General features: G+C 69.2%; 15 protein-coding genes and 1 tRNA gene. 10 read left to right on the top strand and 6 right to left on the bottom strand.

All coding sequences use genetic code 11. From position 1 onward, the window contains the following. Nucleotides 1-112 precede the first annotated feature (112 nt). The 3 genes from ACIQBL_RS12345 to ACIQBL_RS12335 are packed head-to-tail and all read left to right on the top strand — an operon-like array spanning nt 113 to nt 3,821. Nucleotides 113-1,849, top strand: a complete 1,737-nt coding sequence (locus tag ACIQBL_RS12345) for an FAD-dependent oxidoreductase (RefSeq protein ID WP_401939997.1) — start codon at nt 113-115, stop codon at nt 1,847-1,849. 26 nt (nt 1,850-1,875) lie between these two features. Further along, nucleotides 1,876-2,745: an intradiol ring-cleavage dioxygenase gene (locus ACIQBL_RS12340; RefSeq protein ID WP_401939994.1), complete on the top strand. Its 870-nt coding sequence runs from the start codon at nt 1,876-1,878 to the stop codon at nt 2,743-2,745. Next, the gene (locus ACIQBL_RS12335; RefSeq protein ID WP_401939992.1) at nt 2,742-3,821 is read left to right on the top strand and encodes a maleylacetate reductase; all 1,080 of its coding nucleotides are present in this window, start codon (nt 2,742-2,744) and stop codon (nt 3,819-3,821) included. Before ACIQBL_RS12340 ends, ACIQBL_RS12335 begins: the two co-directional genes overlap by 4 nt. Here the strand turns inward: ACIQBL_RS12335 and ACIQBL_RS12330 are convergent, their stop codons facing one another. Further along, entirely contained in the window at nt 3,822-4,400 is a 579-nt protein-coding gene (locus ACIQBL_RS12330; RefSeq protein WP_401939989.1) for a TetR/AcrR family transcriptional regulator, read from the bottom strand. Nucleotides 4,401-4,544: 144 nt separating this feature from the next. Between ACIQBL_RS12330 and ACIQBL_RS12325 the strand changes: the two genes are divergently transcribed. From ACIQBL_RS12325 to ACIQBL_RS12310, 4 genes are all read left to right on the top strand, one after another. Continuing rightward, the gene (locus ACIQBL_RS12325) at nt 4,545-6,008 is read left to right on the top strand and encodes an MFS transporter (RefSeq protein ID WP_401939987.1); all 1,464 of its coding nucleotides are present in this window, start codon (nt 4,545-4,547) and stop codon (nt 6,006-6,008) included. A gap of 26 nt (nt 6,009-6,034) precedes the next feature. After that, on the top strand, nt 6,035-6,799 hold the full coding sequence (locus tag ACIQBL_RS12320) for an NUDIX domain-containing protein (protein WP_401939985.1): 765 nt from the start codon (nt 6,035-6,037) through the stop codon (nt 6,797-6,799). 69 nt (nt 6,800-6,868) lie between these two features. Next, the gene (locus tag ACIQBL_RS12315; RefSeq protein WP_401939983.1) at nt 6,869-7,783 is read left to right on the top strand and encodes a YceI family protein; all 915 of its coding nucleotides are present in this window, start codon (nt 6,869-6,871) and stop codon (nt 7,781-7,783) included. A gap of 60 nt (nt 7,784-7,843) precedes the next feature. Then, nucleotides 7,844-7,917: transfer RNA gene (locus ACIQBL_RS12310), tRNA-Pro, on the top strand. A 100-nt stretch (nt 7,918-8,017) separates the two neighbouring features. Here the strand turns inward: ACIQBL_RS12310 and ACIQBL_RS12305 are convergent. The 4 genes from ACIQBL_RS12305 to ACIQBL_RS12290 all read right to left on the bottom strand — a co-directional run bounded on the left by ACIQBL_RS12305 (nt 8,018) and on the right by ACIQBL_RS12290 (nt 12,421). Next, on the bottom strand, nt 8,018-9,010 hold the full coding sequence (locus tag ACIQBL_RS12305; RefSeq protein WP_401939982.1) for a tyrosine-type recombinase/integrase: 993 nt from the start codon (nt 9,008-9,010) through the stop codon (nt 8,018-8,020). 112 nt (nt 9,011-9,122) lie between these two features. After that, on the bottom strand, nt 9,123-9,878 hold the full coding sequence (locus ACIQBL_RS12300) for a transposase family protein (protein ID WP_401939979.1): 756 nt from the start codon (nt 9,876-9,878) through the stop codon (nt 9,123-9,125). A 220-nt stretch (nt 9,879-10,098) separates the two neighbouring features. Further along, the gene (locus ACIQBL_RS12295) at nt 10,099-11,748 is read right to left on the bottom strand and encodes a S1 family peptidase (RefSeq protein ID WP_401939976.1); all 1,650 of its coding nucleotides are present in this window, start codon (nt 11,746-11,748) and stop codon (nt 10,099-10,101) included. A 154-nt stretch (nt 11,749-11,902) separates the two neighbouring features. Beyond that, on the bottom strand, nt 11,903-12,421 hold the full coding sequence (locus tag ACIQBL_RS12290) for a hypothetical protein (protein ID WP_401939975.1): 519 nt from the start codon (nt 12,419-12,421) through the stop codon (nt 11,903-11,905). Between the two features lie 476 nt (nt 12,422-12,897). On the opposite strand from ACIQBL_RS12290, the gene ACIQBL_RS12285 reads away from it, so the two are divergent. From ACIQBL_RS12285 to ACIQBL_RS12275, 3 genes are all read left to right on the top strand, one after another. Further along, nucleotides 12,898-16,668: a polymorphic toxin-type HINT domain-containing protein gene (locus tag ACIQBL_RS12285; RefSeq protein ID WP_401939972.1), complete on the top strand. Its 3,771-nt coding sequence runs from the start codon at nt 12,898-12,900 to the stop codon at nt 16,666-16,668. Continuing rightward, nucleotides 16,665-17,183 carry a hypothetical protein gene (locus tag ACIQBL_RS12280; protein WP_401939969.1) on the top strand — a complete coding sequence of 173 codons (519 nt, stop codon included), beginning with the start codon at nt 16,665-16,667 and terminating at the stop codon, nt 17,181-17,183. Before ACIQBL_RS12285 ends, ACIQBL_RS12280 begins: the two co-directional genes overlap by 4 nt. A gap of 337 nt (nt 17,184-17,520) precedes the next feature. After that, entirely contained in the window at nt 17,521-18,279 is a 759-nt protein-coding gene (locus ACIQBL_RS12275) for a transposase family protein (RefSeq protein WP_401940708.1), read from the top strand. Nucleotides 18,280-18,788: 509 nt separating this feature from the next. Here the strand turns inward: ACIQBL_RS12275 and ACIQBL_RS12270 are convergent. Then, nucleotides 18,789-19,580, bottom strand: a complete 792-nt coding sequence (locus tag ACIQBL_RS12270; RefSeq protein ID WP_401939966.1) for an ATP-binding cassette domain-containing protein — start codon at nt 19,578-19,580, stop codon at nt 18,789-18,791.

Here is a 19,580-nt window from a genome sequence, read left to right as displayed (position 1 = left end):
CCGCGCAGGTCCGGGCCGCATCATGATCGTGAAGAGTCGGTGCCCTTCTCACCCCTGCCTCGCCCTTGCTTCACCCTGCCTCACCGCTGTCTCACCCCTGGAGCGTCCCGCCGTGCACGTTGTCGAGACCGACGTACTGATCGTGGGCAGCGGCCCGGCCGGCGCCTGTGCGGCCCTCGCGCTGAGCACCTACGGCGTGCCCCACATCGTCGTCACCCGCTACGCGCGCCTCACCAGGACGCCCCGCGCGCACATCACCAACCAGCGCACCATGGAGATCCTGCGCGACCTCGGCGTCGAGGACGAGGTGCTGGCCAAGGCGACCCCGCAGCACCTGATGGGCAACACCACGTTCTGCACCAGCCTCGCCGGCGAGGAACTCGGCCGGATCCGCTCCTGGGGCAACGACCCGCTCGTCCAGGCCGCCCACGACCTGGCCAGCCCGACCCGCATGTGCGACATGCCGCAGCACCTGATGGAGCCGGTTCTGATCGACGCGGCGATGGCACGCGGCTCGAACGTCCGCTTCAGCACGGTCTACACGTCCTTCGTCCAGGACGAGGACGGTGTCACGGTCACCGTCGAGGACCGGCTGCGCGGCGACGAGTACACGATCCGCGCCAAGTACCTCATCGGCGCGGACGGCGGCCGTTCCCAGGTCGCCGAGGACGCGGGCCTGCCGATGGGCGGCCAGATGGGGGTCGCGGGCAGCATCAACATCGTCTTCGACGCGGACCTGAGCAAGTACACCGCCCACCGCCCCTCCACCCTCTACTGGGTGCTCGCCCCCGGCGCCACCGTCGGCGGCATCGGCGCGGGCCTGGTGCGCTGTGTCAGCCCCTGGAACGAGTGGCTCATCGTGTGGGGCTACGACGTGAGCGCCGGCGCCCCCGACCTCACCGAGGAGTACGCGCTGTCCGTCGTACGGCAGTTGGTCGGCGACGACGACATCCCCGTGACCATCAAGTCGTCCTCGGCCTGGACGGTCAACGAGATGTACGCCGAGACCTACGCCAACGGCCGTGTCCTGTGCGCCGGAGACGCCGTGCACCGCCACCCCCCGTCCAACGGGCTCGGTTCCAACACGTCGATCCAGGACGCGTACAACCTGGCCTGGAAGCTGAAGCTGGTCCTCGACGGGACCGCCGCGCCGAAACTCCTCGACACCTACGACGCCGAACGCGCCCCCGTCGGCAAGCAGATCGTCACCCGCGCCAACAAGTCCATCGGCGAGACCGCCCCGATCTTCGAGGCGCTCGACGGACTCTCCCCGCAGACCCCCGAGCAGCTGTGGGCCAACATCGCCGCCCGCAAGGACGCCACCGAGGCCGCCGGGAAGCAACGGGCCGCGCTGCGCGAGGCGATCGCCCACAAGGTGTACGAGTTCAACGCGCACGGAGTCGACCTCAACCAGCGCTACACGTCCGACGCGATCGTCCCCGACGGCACGCCCGACCCCGGCTTCGACCGCGACCCCGAGCTGTACCACCGGCCCAGTTCCCGCCCCGGCGCCAAACTCCCGCACGCCTGGATCACCTCCGGCACCCGCACCGTCTCGACCCTCGACACGGTCGGCAGGGGCCGCTTCACCCTCCTCACCGGAATCGGCGGCGACGCCTGGCTGCGGGCCGCCGCGAAGCAGCCCCTCGACATCGCCACGGTCGTCGTCGGCCCCGGTCGGCAGTACGAGGACCCGTACGGCGACTGGGCCCGCCTGAGCGAGGTGTCCGACGGGGGTGCCCTGCTCGTCCGCCCGGACGGCCATGTCGCTTTCCGCCACGCCGACGCGGCCGGGAACGCCGAACAGTTGCTCACGGACGCGCTGCGACGCATCCTCGGGCACGGCTGACATTTCGCACTGGTGAGGGAGCCGGCATGACCACTGAAGTCACCGTCACGGACGAGGCCGTCGCGAGTCTGGGGGAGACCGCCGACCCCCGCCTGCGTGAACTCCTGACCGGCCTGATCCGGCATCTCCACACGTTCGCGCGGGAGACCCGCCTCACCCAGGCGGAGTGGGAGCGGGCGATCGGCTTCCTGACGGAGACCGGCCAGACCTGCACGGACACCCGGCAGGAGTTCATCCTCCTGTCGGACGTGCTCGGTCTGTCGATGCTGGTGGAGACAATCGCCGGAGATCGCGCCGACCGCGCACCCGGTTCGACCGAGTCGACGGTGCTGGGCCCCTTCCACATGACCGAGTCGCCGGTGCGTGAACTCGGCGCTGACATCGACCTGGTGGGCGGCGGCGAGCCGTGCGTGGTCAGTGGCCGGATCGTCTCCGGGGACGGCACCCCGCTGCCGGGCGCCGTCCTGGACGTGTGGCAGGCCGACGGCAACGGCTTCTACGACGTGCAGCAGCCGGACGTCCAACCCCCGGGCAACGGGCGGGGGTTGTTCACCACGGACGCCGACGGCCGCTTCTGGTTCCGCACCTGCGTACCGAGCCCGTACCCCATCCCCACGGACGGCCCGGTCGGCGACCTCCTCAAGGCGACCGGCCGCCACCCCTACCGCCCCGCCCACATCCACTTCATCGCCTCGGCCGACGGCCACACCCCCGTCACCACACACATCTTCGTCGCGGGCGGCGACTACCTCGACTCCGACGCCGTCTTCGCCGTCAAACAGAGCCTCGTCGAGGACTTCACCGTCACCGACGACCCGTCCCTGGCAAGGGAGTTCGGCATCGCCAACCCCTTCCGGCACGCCCAGTTCGACCTCGTACTGGAGCAGCGGTCGTGAAGGACTCCCTCGACTTCGCCTACGACGCCCAGCCCATGCGGGTCGTCTTCCGGCCCGGCGCCGCGCTGACCGCGACCGCCGGTGAGGCCGAACGGCTCGGTCTGCGGCGGGTGTTGGTGCTCTCCGGCGCCCGGGGTGCCGCCACCGCGCAGGCGGTCGCCGACTCGCTGGGGGAGGTGTGCGTCGGGGTGCACGCGGAGGCGAGGATGCACGTCCCGGTGGAAGTCGCGGACCGCGCGGTCGAGTTGGCGCGCTCGCTGGGCGCCGACGGGTGCGTCGCGGTCGGCGGCGGCTCGGCGATCGGCCTCGGCAAGGCGATCGCCCTGCGCACCGGCCTCCCGCTGATCGCCGTGCCCTCCACCTATTCGGGCTCGGAGATGACCCCGGTCTGGGGCCTCACCGAACAGGGCGCCAAACGCACCGGCCGCGACCCCGCCGTCCGGCCCCGCAGCGTCGTCTACGACCCCGAACTCACCCTGGAACTCCCCGTCCCGCTCTCGGTGACCAGCGGCGTCAACGCGATCGCCCACGCCGTGGAAGCCCTGTACGCCCCGGACACCTCGCCCCTGATCGCGCTGATGGCGGAGGAAGGCGCACGGGCGTTGGCGGGCGCGCTGCCCGAACTGGCCGCCGCGCCACGGTCGTTGGAGGCCCGGGGCCGTGCCCTGTACGGGGCGTGGCTCTGCGGCTCCTGCCTCGGCGCCACCACCATGGGCCTGCATCACAAGCTGTGCCATGTCCTCGGCGGCACCTTCGGCCTCCCGCACGCGGAGACGCACACGGTGGTGCTGCCGTACGCGCTGGCGTACAACGCGCCGGCCGCACCGGAGGCGGCGGCTGCCGTGGCCCGCGCGCTGGGTGCGAAGGACGTAAGGGCTGCCCCGGTGGCCCTGTGGGAGCTGGCCGGGCGGCTCGGCGCACCGCGCTCGCTCGCCGAACTCGGCCTGAAAGAGGGCGACTTGGCGACGGCGACGGCGCAGGCGGTGAGCCAGGCGTACGCCAACCCCCGGCCGGTCACCGAGGAGGGCGTACTCGCGTTGCTGCGGGCGGCGTACGAAGGAAGCGCGCCCGCCTAGTCAGTGGTTCGTGCGGACGCCGTCCAGCGCGATGGCCAGGACGCGGTCGCGCTGGGCGTCGTCCACGAACTTCGTCCCGGTGACCCCGGCCACCAGGCGCAGCAGGTCGTTGAAGTCCATGTCGGTGCGGGCCACGCCCGCCTTCTGCGCGCGCTCGAACAGCGGACCGCCCGCGGAGAACATCGACTCGCGGCAGGTCCCGAAGATCTCCGAGTCGTTGTCCAGCGCCTCGCGCACCGCCTGCTTGGTCACCATGTAGCCCGCGAAACGGTTCAGCCACGAGTTCAGTGCCTCCCACGGCTCCTGGTCGGCGACGGACAGGGCGACCTGGCACAGCGCGTTCACCTCGTCCGCGTAGACGCTCTCGAAGAGGGCCCGGCGGGTCGGAAAGTTGCGGTACAGCGTGCCGATGCCGACGCCCGCGCGGCGCGCGATGTCCTCCAGCGACGCCTCCGAGCCGTGCTCCGTGAAGGCCTCGCGGGCGGCGGCCAGCAGGGCGTCGTAGTTGCGGGCGGCGTCCTTCCGGTGCGGTCTCTGGGCCGCGACGATCTCGCTGACGGGAAACGGCTGGGCCGTCACGGGTGCCTCCCGGGGGCGGGCTGGGTTGAACCGGAGGTATGCCTCCGTTATGGTGGAGGGGTACCTCCACTTTAGCAGTGTGGGCGCGTCAGCCGCGGATCCGTGCGGCCGCACCCCGTTCGCTTGTTTTCGGAGAGGCTCTCCATGCCCCGCAAGTCCACCCGCCTCACCTTCGCGGTCCTCGCGACCGGTGCGGGCGTGTTCTCCATGCTGCAGTCGCTGATCGCACCGGCCCTGCCGACCGTCCAGCACGCGCTGCACACCTCCCAGTCCACCGCGACCTGGGTGATGACGGCCTATCTGCTGTCCGCCTCGGTCTTCACCCCGATACTCGGCCGCGTCGGCGACCTCGTCGGCAAGAAGCGCACTCTCGTCGCCGTCCTCCTGGCCGTGCTGGCCGGCTGTCTGGTCGCCGCGCTCGCGCCGAACATCGGCGTACTGATCGTCGCCCGGGTCGTCCAGGGCGTCGGCGGCGCGCTGTTCCCGCTGTCCTTCGGCATCATCCGCGACGAGTTCGAAGCGCCCCGAGTCCCCAGCAGCATCAGCAACTTGTCCGCCGTGATCGCCGCGGGCGGTGGCGTCGGCATGGTGGCCGCCGGTCCCATCGTGTCCGCGCTCGACTACCGCTGGCTGTTCTGGTTCCCCGTCGGCATCGTGGCCGTCACCACCCTCATCGCCCTGCGCTACGTCCCCGAGTCGCCCAGCCGCGCCGTCGGAAACGTCAACTGGCTCGGCGCCGTACTCCTCTCGGGCTGGCTGGTCGCCCTGTTGCTGCCGCTGAGCCAGGCCGGCCGCTGGGGCTGGGGCTCCGTGCGGGTCGTCGGACTGTTCGCCGCAGCCGTCGTACTCTTCGCGGCCTGGCTGTTCTCGGAGGCCCGCTCCCGCAGCCCGCTCATCGACCTGAAGGTGATGCGCCTGCCCTCGGTGTGGACCACCAACACCGCCGCGCTGCTGTTCGGCGCGGGCATGTACGCGATCTGGTCCTTCCTGCCCGGCTTCGTGCAGACCCCCGAGTCCGCCGGATACGGCTTCGGCGCCGGCGTGACCGCGTCCGGACTCCTGATGCTGCCGATGCTGATCGCGATGTTCGTCTCCGGTGTGCTCAGCGGCCGGCTGGAACCCGTGGTCGGTGCCAAGGCACTGCTCACCACCGGTGCCGCACTCGGCGCGGTCGCGTGCGGCATCCTCACCCTCTGGCACGACCAGCAGTGGCAGATCGGCCTCGTCGCGGGCATCTTCGGCTTCGGCATCGGACTCGCCTTCGCCTCCATGGCCAACCTCATCGTCGGCAGCGTCCCGCCCGAGCAGACCGGCGCCGCGACCGGCATGAACGCCAACATCCGCACCATCGGCGGCTCGATCGGCGCGGCCGTCACCAGCGTCCTGGTCACCGGCCACCTCCAGGCCTCCGGGCTGCCCTACGGCTCCGGGTACACCCACGGGTTCGCCCTGCTCGCGGTGCTGTGCCTGGCGGCGGCGCTGGCCGCGCTCATGGTGCCGGTGCGGCGGGCCGGCCGTAGCGGAGGAAAGACCGTCGGCGGCTCCGAGCCGGCGCTCCTGAAGGCGGAGGAGGAAGCGTCGGTGATGGCTCCCGGCGCCCTCAACTGACCCGGCCGGTGTGCCAGCATGAGCCGATGATCGAACAGAGCGCGCGGCGCCCCGGCGCCGAACTCCTGGACGTCCACCGGCTCCGCCTCGTCGAATCGGCCGCTCCCCGGCTCACCCCCGAGGAGCGGCTGGCCATGAACGAGGTGTGGGACGGGCTGGTGCGGGTCAACCCGAGTTTCTTCGACGGACCGGTCCTGGTGTGCGCGGGAGCGGACCGGGAGGGGCCGCACGACCTGACGGTCTCCTGGGCCAGGACGACGTACCGGCACTTCGCCCTGCGGCGCGTCCCGTTCTCGACCTCGTGGCTGCCGTCCTTCTTCGTCGCCGTCCTCCAACCGGCCGACGACGGAAGCCTGTTGGTCGGCCGGATGGCGAACTCAACGGCGGCACCCGGACGTTGGCAACTTCCCGGCGGCTCGCTCGAACCCCCCGAAGGCGACGCACCGCTCGACATGAGGGCCCTGCACCGCCACGCCGCACGGGAGTTGATCGAGGAGACCGGCATCGACACCCCGCCCGACGACCTCACCTTCTGGAACGTCACCCGCGCCGGGAACGGCGGCATCGGCGTCCTGTTCCGCGCCCCGTCCCTCCCGGCGGAACGGCTGCGCGAGCGGTACGAGGCCATGGCGGCGGCGGAGACGGCACAAGGCCGCGACCCGGAACTGGACCGCGTCGCCCTGATCCGTTCGACGGCCCAACTCCCGGACCTGACGGGCCCGCACGCGGACTATCTGGAGCCGATCGTCCGCCGCTACGCGGAGGCCGGTGGAACGGGTGTCTCGATGTGAGACACCCGTATCGCCGCCGGGGCCTTCAAGATCGGCAGGGTACGACCGCTGTGAAGAAAGGTGATCACCATGGCCCTCGCGCTACTCAGGCGCTGGCTGCCCCAAGGAGCCCCCGCCACGGCGTCGGGCCTCTCGCTCCCCCTTCCGCCCGGCGCGGGCGGACTCGGCCGTGAGATCGTCGACCCGATGGGCTCGCCCATGGCCGCCGCCGAGGTGACCGTGACGGCCCTCGACTCGCATCGCGTCGCCGCCTCCGGGACGACCGACCCGTACGGCTTCTTCCTCGCGGCCCTGCCGCCCGGCCGCTACAGCCTCCTCGTCTCGGCCCAGGGACTCCAGCCGCACCAGGAGACGGTCGAGATCACCGCCGGAACCGCCGAACCCGCCGAACGCGTCTGGCTCCAGCCCGGCCGCGCCCAGGAACTCCCGCCGCCCGGCACCTGGCTCTTCGACCCGCCGCACACCGCGATCCGCTTCATCGCCAAGCATGTCGGCATGGCCCATGTGCACGGCCGGTTCGAGCGTTTCCAGGGCGGTATCCAGATCGCCCAGGAGATGGCCGAGTCCCGGGTCGACGTCCGTATCGACGCGTCCAGCATCACCACGGGCAACACCACGCGGGACAACCATCTGCGCTCCGGCGACTTCCTCGACGTGGAGCGCTACCCGTACATCGACTTCACCAGCACCCGGTTCGCCTACCGGGGCGGCAGCAAGTGGACGTTGCAGGGTTCGCTGACGATGCACGGCGTGAGCCGCTCGGTGAACCTCGACACCACCTACCTCGGCACGGTCAACGGCGGCTACGCCGAGGAACTCCGCTGCGCGGCCCTCGCCACGGCCGAACTGCACCGCGAGGACTACACGTTGAACTGGCGAAGCATGCTCGCCCGCGGCATCGCCGTCGTCGGCCCCACCGTCCAACTGGAACTGGACATCCAGGCCATGTACCGCACCCACGACACCCCGACCCCACCGAAGTGACCCTGCGCATGCGGTAGGGTTAACCAGCGTGTTCACCCGGACGAACGGGTGCGGCACGAACGGGACGTGGCGCAGCTTGGTAGCGCACTTGACTGGGGGTCAAGGGGTCGCAGGTTCAAATCCTGTCGTCCCGACTGGAGACAGTCGCAGGTCAGGGCCGGTTTCGGAGGCATCCGAAACCGGCCCTTGATCATTCTTGGGGACCAGGTGGGGACCAGGGGGCCTTGACCGGGGTCAGCGGGTCACGACGATCGGGCTCGGCAGCGAGCGCGGTGCGCGCAGCACGCTGAGGTGTGCGGAGAGCGCAGCCCCGGCGGCCGTGATCTTGTGTACGTCGGGGTGCAGGTAGCGCTGAGTGGTGGTCAGAGAGCCGTGGCCGGCGATCCTGCGCAGGACGTGCACCTGGACTCCGGCGTCGGCGAACCAGGTCAGTCCGGTGTGCCGGAGGTCGTGGCGGCGCAGGTGCTCGTACCCGAGCTTGGTGACCACGTCGTCCCAGTGTGTGGCGTCGCGCAGGACGGCGGTGGAGATGCGTCCGCCGCGCGGACCGGTGAACAGACGGGCATCGGGACTCGGGCCGGCGGACAGGACACGCTGAGCGACGAGGGGGCGGATCTCCTCGACGATGGGAACCTTGCGGGCCCGCTTGCCCTTGGTGCCCTTGTCGGTCAGCCCACCGGGCGCGGGTGTGGTCTGGCGCCGCACGGTCCAGATCCACTGGGTGGTGTCGATGTCCCCGACGCGGCAACCGGAGACCTCGCCGATCCGTGCGGCGGTGCACGCGGCGAAGATGACCACGTCTCCCCAGCCGCGGTACTGGTCGTGGGAGGCGGCCACGAGCGCGTTGGCCAGCGCAATGAGGGTCTCCCAGTCGGGCAGGGCCAGTGCCCGTGGGTCGAGGAGTTCGTCCTCGGCCTGCTTGTAGAGCTTCTGCCAGCCGGTCACCTGGGCGGGGTTGACCTTGATGATGCCGTCGCGGACTGCCTGCTCCATGACGCGGACCAGGACGGCGATAGTGTTCTTCACCGTGGAGCGGCTGTGCTCGTCGGCGATCCAGTTCTGCACAGTGCGGTCGACGACACCATTGGTGATCATCCGTACCGCGAGGTGGCCCAGGGCGGGGACCACGCGCATCCGCCACCCCAACAGGTAGGGGTCCAGCGTTTTCAACTCCAGGCCGCGCAGGGCGAGGTCCATGTTCGCTTCACCGTATTCGGCGAGCTTCATGGTGGCCTGCGACGGGCTCAGGCCGGCCTCTGCGGCCTCGATGATGGCCTGGAGCCATTCATGGGCCTCTTCTTCGCTGTCCTTTCCCTCGGACAGTGAGCCTTTTCCAACCTCACGCTGATGGGTGGTGAAGGACGAGGACGGCCTTCGCTACGTTGGTGATTCGGTTGGTGCTGCAGCGGAGCTTCCGCAGGAGGCGCCAGCCCTTGAGGGTGGCGATGGCCCGCTCGCCGAGGCAGCGCATCTTGGCGTGGGTGGTGTTGTGGCGGCGCTTCCATCGCTTGAGGCGGCTGCCTCGAAACGGTACGCGGACGGGTCCGCCGGCGCCTTGATATGCCTTGTCCGCCCAGCATTTGAGTCCGGCGTCGGCGAGGGCTTCGATGATGCAGTGCTGCCGCGCGGCGGTGAGGTCGTGAGTCGAGCCGGGCAGAGCCGGCGAGGTCCAGAGCAGTCGTCCGAACGGATCGGCGAGGACCTGGACGTTCATGCCGTGGCGTTTGTGTTTCCCGGAGTAGTACGGGGTGTCGGCGGCGATGCGGTCGATCGGCAGCAGGGTGCCGTCGAGGATGACGAATGCCTTCGTCCGGATCGTTTTCATGGCCTCGGCCAGGGATGGGGCGAGGGCGGCCAGGGCCTCGACGGCTTCACGTATGTAGCGGTGGACGGTCGCGATCCCGATGCCGAACCCGGCAGCGAGCTGGGCGTAGGTGTCACCGCACCGCAGGTGGGCCAGGGCGGGCAGTGCCTGACGTGCGGCGGGAAGGCGCCGCCACCGCGTTCCGGTCTCCTGCCGCCGGGCTGCCAGTTGTCCGGTCAGGAACCGCAGGGTGCGGCTGGACAGATCAATCGAGGACGGGTGGACAAGCACGCGAAGCTCCTGGCGGACACGGGTGATCTTGGTCGAGAAACCGTCTGCCAGGAGCTTCGTCGTTGCGCAGGACAGTCCAACTCGCGGTCAGGCACCGCAGCTTGAAAAAGGCTCACTGACCGGACTCACTCCGGATCGCGGGATCACCCAGCGGCGATCGGGCCGCTGGAACAGGCTGACGGCACCGGCGTTGGCCCCCGGAGCCGTCAGCCGGACGGTCCTAGCCGGCGCTGCCGGTGAGGGCGACGCTCTGGGGGCTGCCGGGGTAGCCGATGACCTGTTCGGTGGCGTCCCACTTGCCGTTGGCGTGGCGCAGGGTGTGCTTGATCCTGCCGTCGGGGGTGACGACGGCGGTCTGGAATTCTCCGGACACCGCGGCCGCGCCGACGCTGACCATGGTGTCGGCGCCGAGCCTGCTGTTGAGGCTGCCGAAGGCGCTCCAGGTGCCGTCCGCCGCGCGGATGCCGTGCTTGATGCCGCCGGTGCTGTTGGTGAGGACGACCTGGAGGTCGCCGCCGATGCCGGCGAAGGCCATGCCGTTGACCGGGCCGATGTTGGTGGCGGCCTGGTTGATGTGGCCCCACTTGGACCAGGTGCCGTCGGAGTGGCGGATGGCGTGGTAGGCCTTGGTGCCGGAGACGACACCGATCTGGGTGTCTCCGCCGGTCGTCTGTCCGGTGGTGACCTGGGTGATGTCGTCGAGTGCGCCGAGCAGGTTGGTGACGTCGCCCCACTTCGACCACTTCTCGTCCGCGTCCTGGGTGGCGTGGTAGACCTTGCCGCCGGCGAGGCCGATCAGGGCCAGGCCGGGTCCGGTGGAGGTGACGGCGATCTTGGTGAACGCGGGTTTGGCTCCGAGCTCATTGGTCAGGTCGCGGAAGGCGTCCCAGCCGCCGGTGGGGCGCCGGTTGGCCTCGTAGACGTGGCCGTCACCGCCGACGGCGAAGATGTAGTTCTTGCCCTTGATCGCCGCGTCGGCCGCGTACGCGATGTCGGTGACGGTTCCGGCGACTTTCTGCACATCGGCGAAGCCGGTCCAGTCGCCGTTGCTATTCCGCATGCCGTGGTAGAGGCCGGTGCTGGTCTTGGCGAGCATCTGGGTGTTCCAACTACTCAGCGTGGAGGCGGTGTTCTCGGTGATCCAGGCGCGGATGTCGTCCACGCGGCTGGCGGCGGCGCCCGTGCGGGTCTCGTCCGAACCCAGGCAGCCGCCCTGCCATGAGTTGGTGGCGATCGCGGCAAGCTCGGAGCGGCCGTCCTTCTCCCGGAAGACGGGGGCTCCGGTGTCGCCCTTGCAGATGGGAGTCCCGTCGATGCCCAGAGTCGTTGCTTCCACGGTCTTGCTGGTGAAGACGGCCGAGTGCAGGGTGTCGGGGACCCAGGTGTCCTTGGTCCGTCCGTACCCGGCGCCCTTGAGCGCCTCGCCCGCGACCGGGGCACTGGTGGCGGGGTGCAGGAACGACAGGCCGTAGACCGGGGCGGAGAGTTTCGCCAGGACCAGGTCGCGGTCGGTCCGCGGTATCAGCTGGGTGATGTCGCGGACCTCGCCGGTGGCAGTGGTGAGATCGGTCCGGCCGATGGTCGCGGTCGACTTCAGCTTCGGAGCACCGGCCGGAAGGGACGTGGCCTGGGCCGGATCGTCGGCGAAGCAGCTCGCCGCGGTGATCATCCATTGGTTGTTGATGAGCGTGCCCGAACAGGCCCGCGCACCGTCACCGATGTCGATCTTCGCGGTGAAGTTGGAGGCCCCACTCGTGGCAGCGTCACCACCCAGTGCCTGCGCGGTGGTACCGGTGAGGGCTCCGGCGGCCGAGACCGCCGCGGTGAGCAGTGCTGCCACCCGCGCGGTGCGAGAACGCTTGCCAGACATATCTGTTCCTCATGAGTCTTCGATGGTCGGCGAACCGACGTTCGCTTCAGGTGAATAGGTGTGAGTGAGTGCGGTGAGGCCTTGACCGGTACGCCTCGGCGGCGTTCCGGAGCCAGGGGCGGGGAGGCCGTCGCACGGCTGCGACCTCGGGCGGTCAGCCGGTGACGCGGATCTCGACCAGGGTCGAGCGGAGGCCGGTGTCACCTGACTCGCCGACCGGCGTGAGGTCGTCCGCCGGGGCGTTGACGACGGTGTCCTTGCCCTCTGCGGTCAGCGTGGCCCTCACCGGATGGGCCTGGGTCCAGATGTTGAAGGTGTCGGGCAACTCAAGTGTCAGATAGCCGGACTTGGCGTTGGTCTTGAAGCAGTAGACGCCTGTGCGCGCCTCGATCGCGATGTCCGAGGCGTCGACGCAGTCGTTGAGGGTGGTCACGTCGGTGAGCCAGATGTGCCCGTCGCCGCGTTTGAGGGTGACCCCGCGTTCCTGCTGGACCTTGGCGGCGCCGGGGTAGCTGAAGTCCTCGACTGCGACCGGCATGCCGTCGGCGGTCGCGGCGGTCCGCGTGGCTGCGGGCGCGCTCTGCGGGAGGGCGAGTGCGGTGGCGCCAAGGCCCAGCACGAGGGCGGCCGTCAGACCGCCCAGAAGGGACTTCCGGGCACGGGGCGTCGACATGGATTCCTCACAGGTGGATGACATGTGGATCAAATGCGACGGCAAGGTAATCATGTTGCTTGGCTTAAGTAAAGTTCGTGTAATGTCCACCCCTGGATGCCCCGCGATACCCATCACCTGCGCGGCCGGCATTGCCCGACGGTGCATCAACTCCCGCAGGTGCGCCAAGACTTCACCGCCGCACGCGCCTCACGGCGATCCGCCCCAACCGGACGCGGGTCGCCATCGCGTCCATTTCCGGACGGCCTACGGTCGGTGGTGATTGATCACTGAAGGATCGTCAAGTGAAAGAAACCCTGCCTACAAGGCAAATGGGGCGAATACTCGAAATGCGGCGAAAGGTTCCACGGCGGGTGATAGGTCTCCGTGCTGCCTGCGCCACCGTGCTGTCCGCCACGCTCGCAGCAACGCTCCTGGGCACGGCTCCGGCTACCGCGGCGGACGAAGCCCCATCAAACGCGAACCGTGGCTTGGTAGTGGGCTACTGGCTCGATGGGGGCACGGGCATCAAGGAGGCTGCCGAGAAAGCACTCCTGGGCTCTGACGACGGCATTCGTCAGTTCCTCACGGACGCGCCCGCCATCCAGCAGATCGACGACCGGGTAGATGCCTCCCGTGTCGTGAACGCCGGCGGTCCGGCGGTACGAGAGGCCGCGAAGCGCGCGCTGGCGGGGACCCCCGCCGACATCGAGGCGTTCCTGGACAGCGGCTGGAAGGCTCCGTACGAGCAGGACCAGCGGGTGGAGGCCAGCCGCGTCGTGAACTTCGGCGGCCCCGGCGTGCAGGACGCGGGCAAGAAGGCGTTGCTGGGCACAGCCGCTGACGTCAAGCAGTTCTTGACGGTCGGTCAGTTCAAGGCGCGGGAGACCGACGACCGGGTCGAGGTCAGCAAGCTGTACAACTTCGGCGGCCCCAACGTGAAGGCGGCCGCCAAGCTCGCGCTGCGGGGCACTCCCGACGACATCGTCGAGTTCCTCGAAGTCGGCCAGTTCGTCGCGCGCAACCGTGACCAGGAATACGCCACGATCGCGCAGTTGACCGAGCAGGCGGAGAAGGCGGGCAAGCAGGCCGAAGAAGCGACGGAGAAGGCCGAGGAGGCGTCCTCCAAGGCGATCGCGGCCGCGGCACTCGCGCTGGAGGCCGCGCAGAAGGCGGCCAAGGAGACCGAGGCGGCGAAGAACGACGCGAACCGTGCGTCGGTGAAGGCCATGCAGGCCGCGGACGCGGCCCGCGCGGCGGCCGAGGCCTCGCAGCAGGCGATCGGTGCGGCGAACGCGGCCAACGCCTCCGCGCGGCGGGCGTCGCTGGCCGCGGCGCAGACCGCCAGCGCTGCCGCGGCGGCGGCCGAGGCAGCCGGCCGGGCCTCGAACGCGGCGTATGCCGCGAGCAAGGACAAGACCAAGGCGCAGGCCGCCCAGGACCGAGCCGCCGACGCGCGTAAGGCGGGCGAACTGGCGAAGAAGTCGGCCCGTGCCGCCGAGCAGGCCGGCAAGGCGTCGCTGGCCGCCGCGGACGCGGCAGCCGCCTCGCGCAGCGCGACCGGCAACGCCAACAAGGCCGCGACCGCGGCCGATCAGGCGGCCGACTACGCGGCTGCCGCCGGGGGTTCCTCGGCCGAGGCGCGCGCCGCTGCCGCGGAGACCCGCCGTCACGCCGCGGAGGCCGACCGTGCCGCCACCGCTGCCGAGGCGCTGGCCCGCAAGTCGGCCACCGCTGCCAACGAGGCGCGGGATGCCGCCAATTCGGCCGCCACGCACGCCGAGAACGCGGCGGACGCCGCCGACGACGCGGCCAAACACGCCGGAGAGGCGGCCGATCAGGCAGCGGAGGCCACCAAGCAGGCCGCTGCGGCCAAGCGTGCGGCGGACACCGCCACCGCAGCGGTCACGACCGCGCAGAAGACCTTCGCCATCGCCAGGGAGGCCGAGGCCGAGGACCTCAAGACACGCACCAATGCGGGCGTCGAGTCCGCGATGACCCACAAGGCCACCGCCGACACCTTCACCGTCGAGGTCTCCAAGACGGTGCTGGAAGGCCAGTCGATCGTCGACGACACCAAGACCCTGGCCGCCGACGCCGGCAAGCCCGGCGCCGACGAGGCAGCGATCGCATCCAGGGGGCGTGCCGTAGCGCTTCGGGCGATGCAGTACTTCGGCTCCTGGCGCAAGGACGCCGCCGCCCAGGCCCTGTCCGGCACAGACACCGACGTGATCGCGTACCTGAAGACGGGCTGGGACAAGGCTGTCGCGGACGAGACCCGCCAGCAGGTTTCCGACCTCGCCTCGGACAGTCCCTACGCGGCAGTGCGGACCGCTGCGACCGAGGCGCTCAACGGTACTCCCCAGCAGCTTCTCGACTTCTACACCAGCGGCCAACACCAGGTCGCCAACGCCGACTACCGCGTCGCGGTCTCCAAGCTCTTCAACGACGGCGGCCCTGGTGTCAAGGAATCGGCCAAGAAGGCGTTGGAGGACGGCAGCACCCAAGCACTGCTCGGCTTTCTCCACAACGGTCAGTACGCGGCCCGTCAGACCGACGAGAGGGTGACGGCGAGCAAGCTGTACAACGACGGCGGCCCCGAGGTGAAGTCCACGGCCAAGATCGCTCTGGCCGGGTCCGCGGACGAGGTCCACTCGTTCGTCGAAGCCGGACAGTACATGGCCGACCGCAAGGACCAACTCGCCGACAACCACATCGCCCAGGTCGAACGGCTCATCGCCGAGGGCCAGGAGATCGCGGCCGGCGCCCGCAGGAACAGCCACCTCGCCGCACAGGCCGCCTTCGAGGCCAAGGGCGCCGCTGCCGACGCCGAGAAGGCGAAGAACGACGCGGCGAAGAGCGCCACGGAAGCCGCGGGCTACGCCGCCGACGCCGACAAGGCCGCCGACCGGGCCGAGGTCAGCGCCACCCAGGCCAAGGCCTCCGCCACCACCGCGCGGGCCGCCGCCGACCGCGCCGACCAAGACGCCGCCGCCGCCGAGGAATCCGCCGCCCAGGCGGAGTTCTCCGCCGACTACGCGCAGACCTCGGCATACGAAGCGAAGGAGTCGAGCGACCGGGCACACGCCGATGCGATCGCCGCAGGCAAGAGCTCGGAGGCGGCGGCAAAGGACGCTTCCGCCGCATGGCAGGACGTGGTCACCAAGCGGGAGGCGGAACAAGCCGAGGCGCGTCGGGTGGCTGCGGAACGGCGGAAGAAGGAGCGGGAGAGCAAGCCCAAGTGCTACATCCCGGTGAACCGGGATAGCCTCCCGCCGTGCGCTCTGGCCGGCCAGGAACTCGTGTTTCCCACGATCGACCCGACGATGAAGGAAATCGCCTGGGAGATCCTGGGCCTCAACGACGCCAAGAAGTGCGTCGAGAATCCGCACCTGGGGCAGTGCGCCCTGGCAGCGATGAGTTTCCTTCCTGTCGGCAAGCTCAAGCTCCTCAAGAAGAGTGTCGAGGGTGTCGAGGGCGCGATCGACAGCAGCCGGGCCGCACGCCTGGCGCAGAAGTGCGCAGAGTGCTTCCTCGCCGGCACCAAGGTTCTCCTGGCCGACGGTTCGACGAAGAACATCGAGTCCGTCCAGGTCGGCGACGAGGTACTGGCCACTGACCCCGCCACACGGGAGTCAGGGCCGCACAAGGTCACGGATCTGATCGTCACCGAGGACGACAAGTACTTCACCGAACTTCTCCTCACCACGCCCCACGGCGAGAAGAGACTGACGGCGACCGAAGAACACCCCTTCTGGTCCGAGTCGGAGCAGGCGTGGGTCGGCGCGGCCGATCTGAAGAGCGGCATGACGCTGCGCACGGACGACGGCGACACCGTCACCGTCCAGGCCGCGCGGTTCTTCTACCAGCACGCGCGCACCTATAACTTCACTGTCGAGGGCCTGCACTCGTACTACGTGCTCGCCGGGAACGTCCCTGTCCTGGTCCACAACAGCCGGTGTCTCATCGCCGACGTGATCGGGCCCAAGGGCGAGAAGCTCTGGCTGCCCAAGGGGCGTAAAGCTGTCGCTGTCAGCGACAAGGGGAAGGGCTGGGTCTACGAGATCAAGAAGAGCGAGGCTGTCGCCAACGGCCTTGACCCCAAGGTGGCGTACGTCCGAGTGATGGATCCCGTCACTAAGGGCAAGTACCAGTATCCCAACGGATACGTGATCTACATGAACACTGACGGCCAAGCTATGAACCCAATTACGGGTAAGGTCGGCATCTCCAACGCTGACCCCTACAACCACATCCCCATCCCATGACCCGTATCGAAGACCTCTTCACTGGCGCCGCTGACGGCGCATCAGCGGACCCCATCGACTGGGATCCCCTGCAAGAGTCCGACGCCCTGCAGGAAGTCGGCCTCCTCGACTGCAGAATGTGTCCCCTGACCGGCCGTGCCGGGCTGCTCCTGGACATGCGTACAGCCCTGCAATACCGCACAGGGAACGCTGCGCTGCTTGTGGTACGCGGACTGCACTCCTTCCAATGGAGCGAAGAGCCGCTCGAGCGCACGCTGATCGCCTTCACGATCATGTCGAGCGCTCCCGCGACGTCCCGGCGCCTATGGCAGATGCGCATAGGCCTTTTCCCGGACGGTGAACTTTCCGTCAGCGGCAAGGCAGCGGACTTCCACCTCCTCGATGTCGACGGAACCCCGGAAGCTCCACCGGACTATTCTGAGCGCACTCTGAACGAGGTACGCAAAGAACTTCCCTGGTGGGATTCCGAGTGCACCGTGCTGCAGTCGTCCACCACGAGAAGCACAATGACATAGCGGTGCCGCCAAAGCGGCCCGCCGAGGCCTTGCCGCGGTGGGCCGCTTCACTGAGCTTCTTCGAACCGGTCACCCACCAGGTCATGGCCTGCGAAGCGTAAGGAGGGAGACCTTGAGTTCTTGATTGAGGCGGCGCGAGCGGATCAGGAAAATCCGCACGCTTTCCGCAATCCCAATAAATCCAGCGCGAACGCGGATGGCCAGTTAATCAACCCGGCGGCCGGAACCGCTCCCGGCAGATTCGGCCAGTGAGCCTTTTTCAAGCTGCGGTGCCTGACCGCGAGTTGGACTGTCCTGCGCAACGACGAAGCTCCTGGCAGACGGTTTCTCGACCAAGATCACCCGTGTCCACCCGTCCTCGATTGATCTGTCCAGCCGCACCCTGCGGTTCCTGACCGGACAACTGGCAGCCCGGCGGCAGGAGACCGGAACGCGGTGGCGGCGCCTTCCCGCCGCACGTCAGGCACTGCCCGCCCTGGCCCACCTGCGGTGCGGTGACACCTACGCCCAGCTCGCTGCCGGGTTCGGCATCGGGATCGCGACCGTCCACCGCTACATACGTGAAGCCGTCGAGGCCCTGGCCGCCCTCGCCCCGTCCCTGGCCGAGGTCATGAAAACGATCCGGACGAAGGCATTCGTCATCCTCGACGGCACCCTGCTGCCGATCGACCGCATCGCCGCCGACACCCCGTACTACTCCGGGAAACACAAACGCCACGGCATGAACGTCCAGGTCCTCGCCGATCCGTTCGGACGACTGCTCTGGACCTCGCCGGCTCTGCCCGGCTCGACTCACGACCTCACCGCCGCGCGGCAGCACGGCATCATCGAAGCCCTCGCCGACGCCGGACTCAAATGCTGGGCGGACAAGGCATATCAAGGCGCCGGCGGACCCGTCCGCGTACCGTTTCGAGGCAGCCGCCTCAAGCGATGGAAGCGCCGCCACAACACCACCCACGCCAAGATGCGCTGCCTCGGCGAGCGGGCCATCGCCACCCTCAAGGGCTGGCGCCTCCTGCGGAAGCTCCGCTGCAGCACCAACCGAATCACCAACGTAGCGAAGGCCGTCCTCGTCCTTCACCACCCATCAGCGTGAGGTTGGAAAAGGCTCACTGGGTCTTGTCGTGGAACCGTCCCAGAGTGCCGTCAGGGGAGTTGCCCCATGCGCCGTCTGCTCGTCCGCGCGGGATATCTTTGCGATAGGTCAACGTCCGTCGTCGACCCCAATGGAGTGGGGACCAGTTGGGGACCACACGGCACCCGCGACTCTGAACAGCACACGCGGGGACGCACGTTGAGCACCCTAGTTCTGCCTGATATGTGCAGGTAGTTCCTATGGCCCTCACTCCTGGGGGTCAAGGGGTAGCAGGTTCAAATCCTGTCGTCCCGACTCGATGGAGTCGCTGGTGAGGGGCGGTGTCGGAGGAATCCGGCACCGCCCCTTGATCATTGGTAAAGGCCCGTACCGGGCGGAGAGCGAGCTCCGCCCGGTACGGGCTGCTTGGTGGCGCGAACCGCGCTCAGGTCGCGCTGTGGGTGAGTGTCTCCGCCTCGGGACGCATACGCACCGGTTCACCCGCGACGGTCGGATCCGTGCCGGTCGCTTCAGGCATCGGCCTGGAGCTGGGCGAGTTCGGCCTCCAGGTCCGCCATGGCCTCGCCGCCGGCCATGAGGTCGGTGATCTCCTCGCGGGTACGCTCGCCCTTGCGGAAGTCGTCGGCCTTCTGACCGCGGATCAGGACGGCGAAGTGGTCGCCGACCATCATGGCGTGGCGCACGTTGTGGGTGACGAGGATGACCGCGACGCCCTTGGCGCGGGCCTGCATGACGATCCGCAGGACGTGCGCGGCCTCCTTGACGCCGAGGGCCGCCGTGGGCTCGTCGAGGATGAGGACGTTGGCGCCGAAGTAGACGGCCCGTGCGATGGCCAGGGCCTGGCGCTCGCCGCCGGAGAGACTGCCCACCAGCCGGCTGCCGTCCGTGACGCGGGTGATGCCGAGGGACTGCATCTCGCGTACGGCGATCTCGCCCGCCAGCTTCTTGTCGAAGAGCCGGAACGGACCGAAGCCCTTGGTGGGTTCGGCGCCCACGAAGAAGCAGCGGCCGACGCCCATGAGAGGGAAGGTGCCACCGAACTGGTGGACGGTGGCGATGCCCTGGTTGCTGGCGTCGCGCGGGCTGTCGAACTCGGTCTTCTCACCGTTGAGTTCGATGGTCCCGGTGCTGGGCTTGTGGAACCCGGAGAGGATCTTGATGAGCGTGGACTTGCCGGCGCCGTTGTCCCCGAGCAGGCACAGCACCTTCCCGGCGTGCACGTCCAGGGAGATGTCCTGGAGGGCGTGTGTACCGAGGAAGGACTTGCCGACGCCGGTGAGACGGAGAAGGGGTGTGGTCAT

The organism is Streptomyces sp. NPDC088350 (assembly GCF_044753545.1).
Lineage (GTDB): Bacteria > Actinomycetota > Actinomycetes > Streptomycetales > Streptomycetaceae > Streptomyces.
Note: the sequence above shows the minus strand (reverse complement) of the source record. Positions and strands in the feature narration are given on the sequence as shown.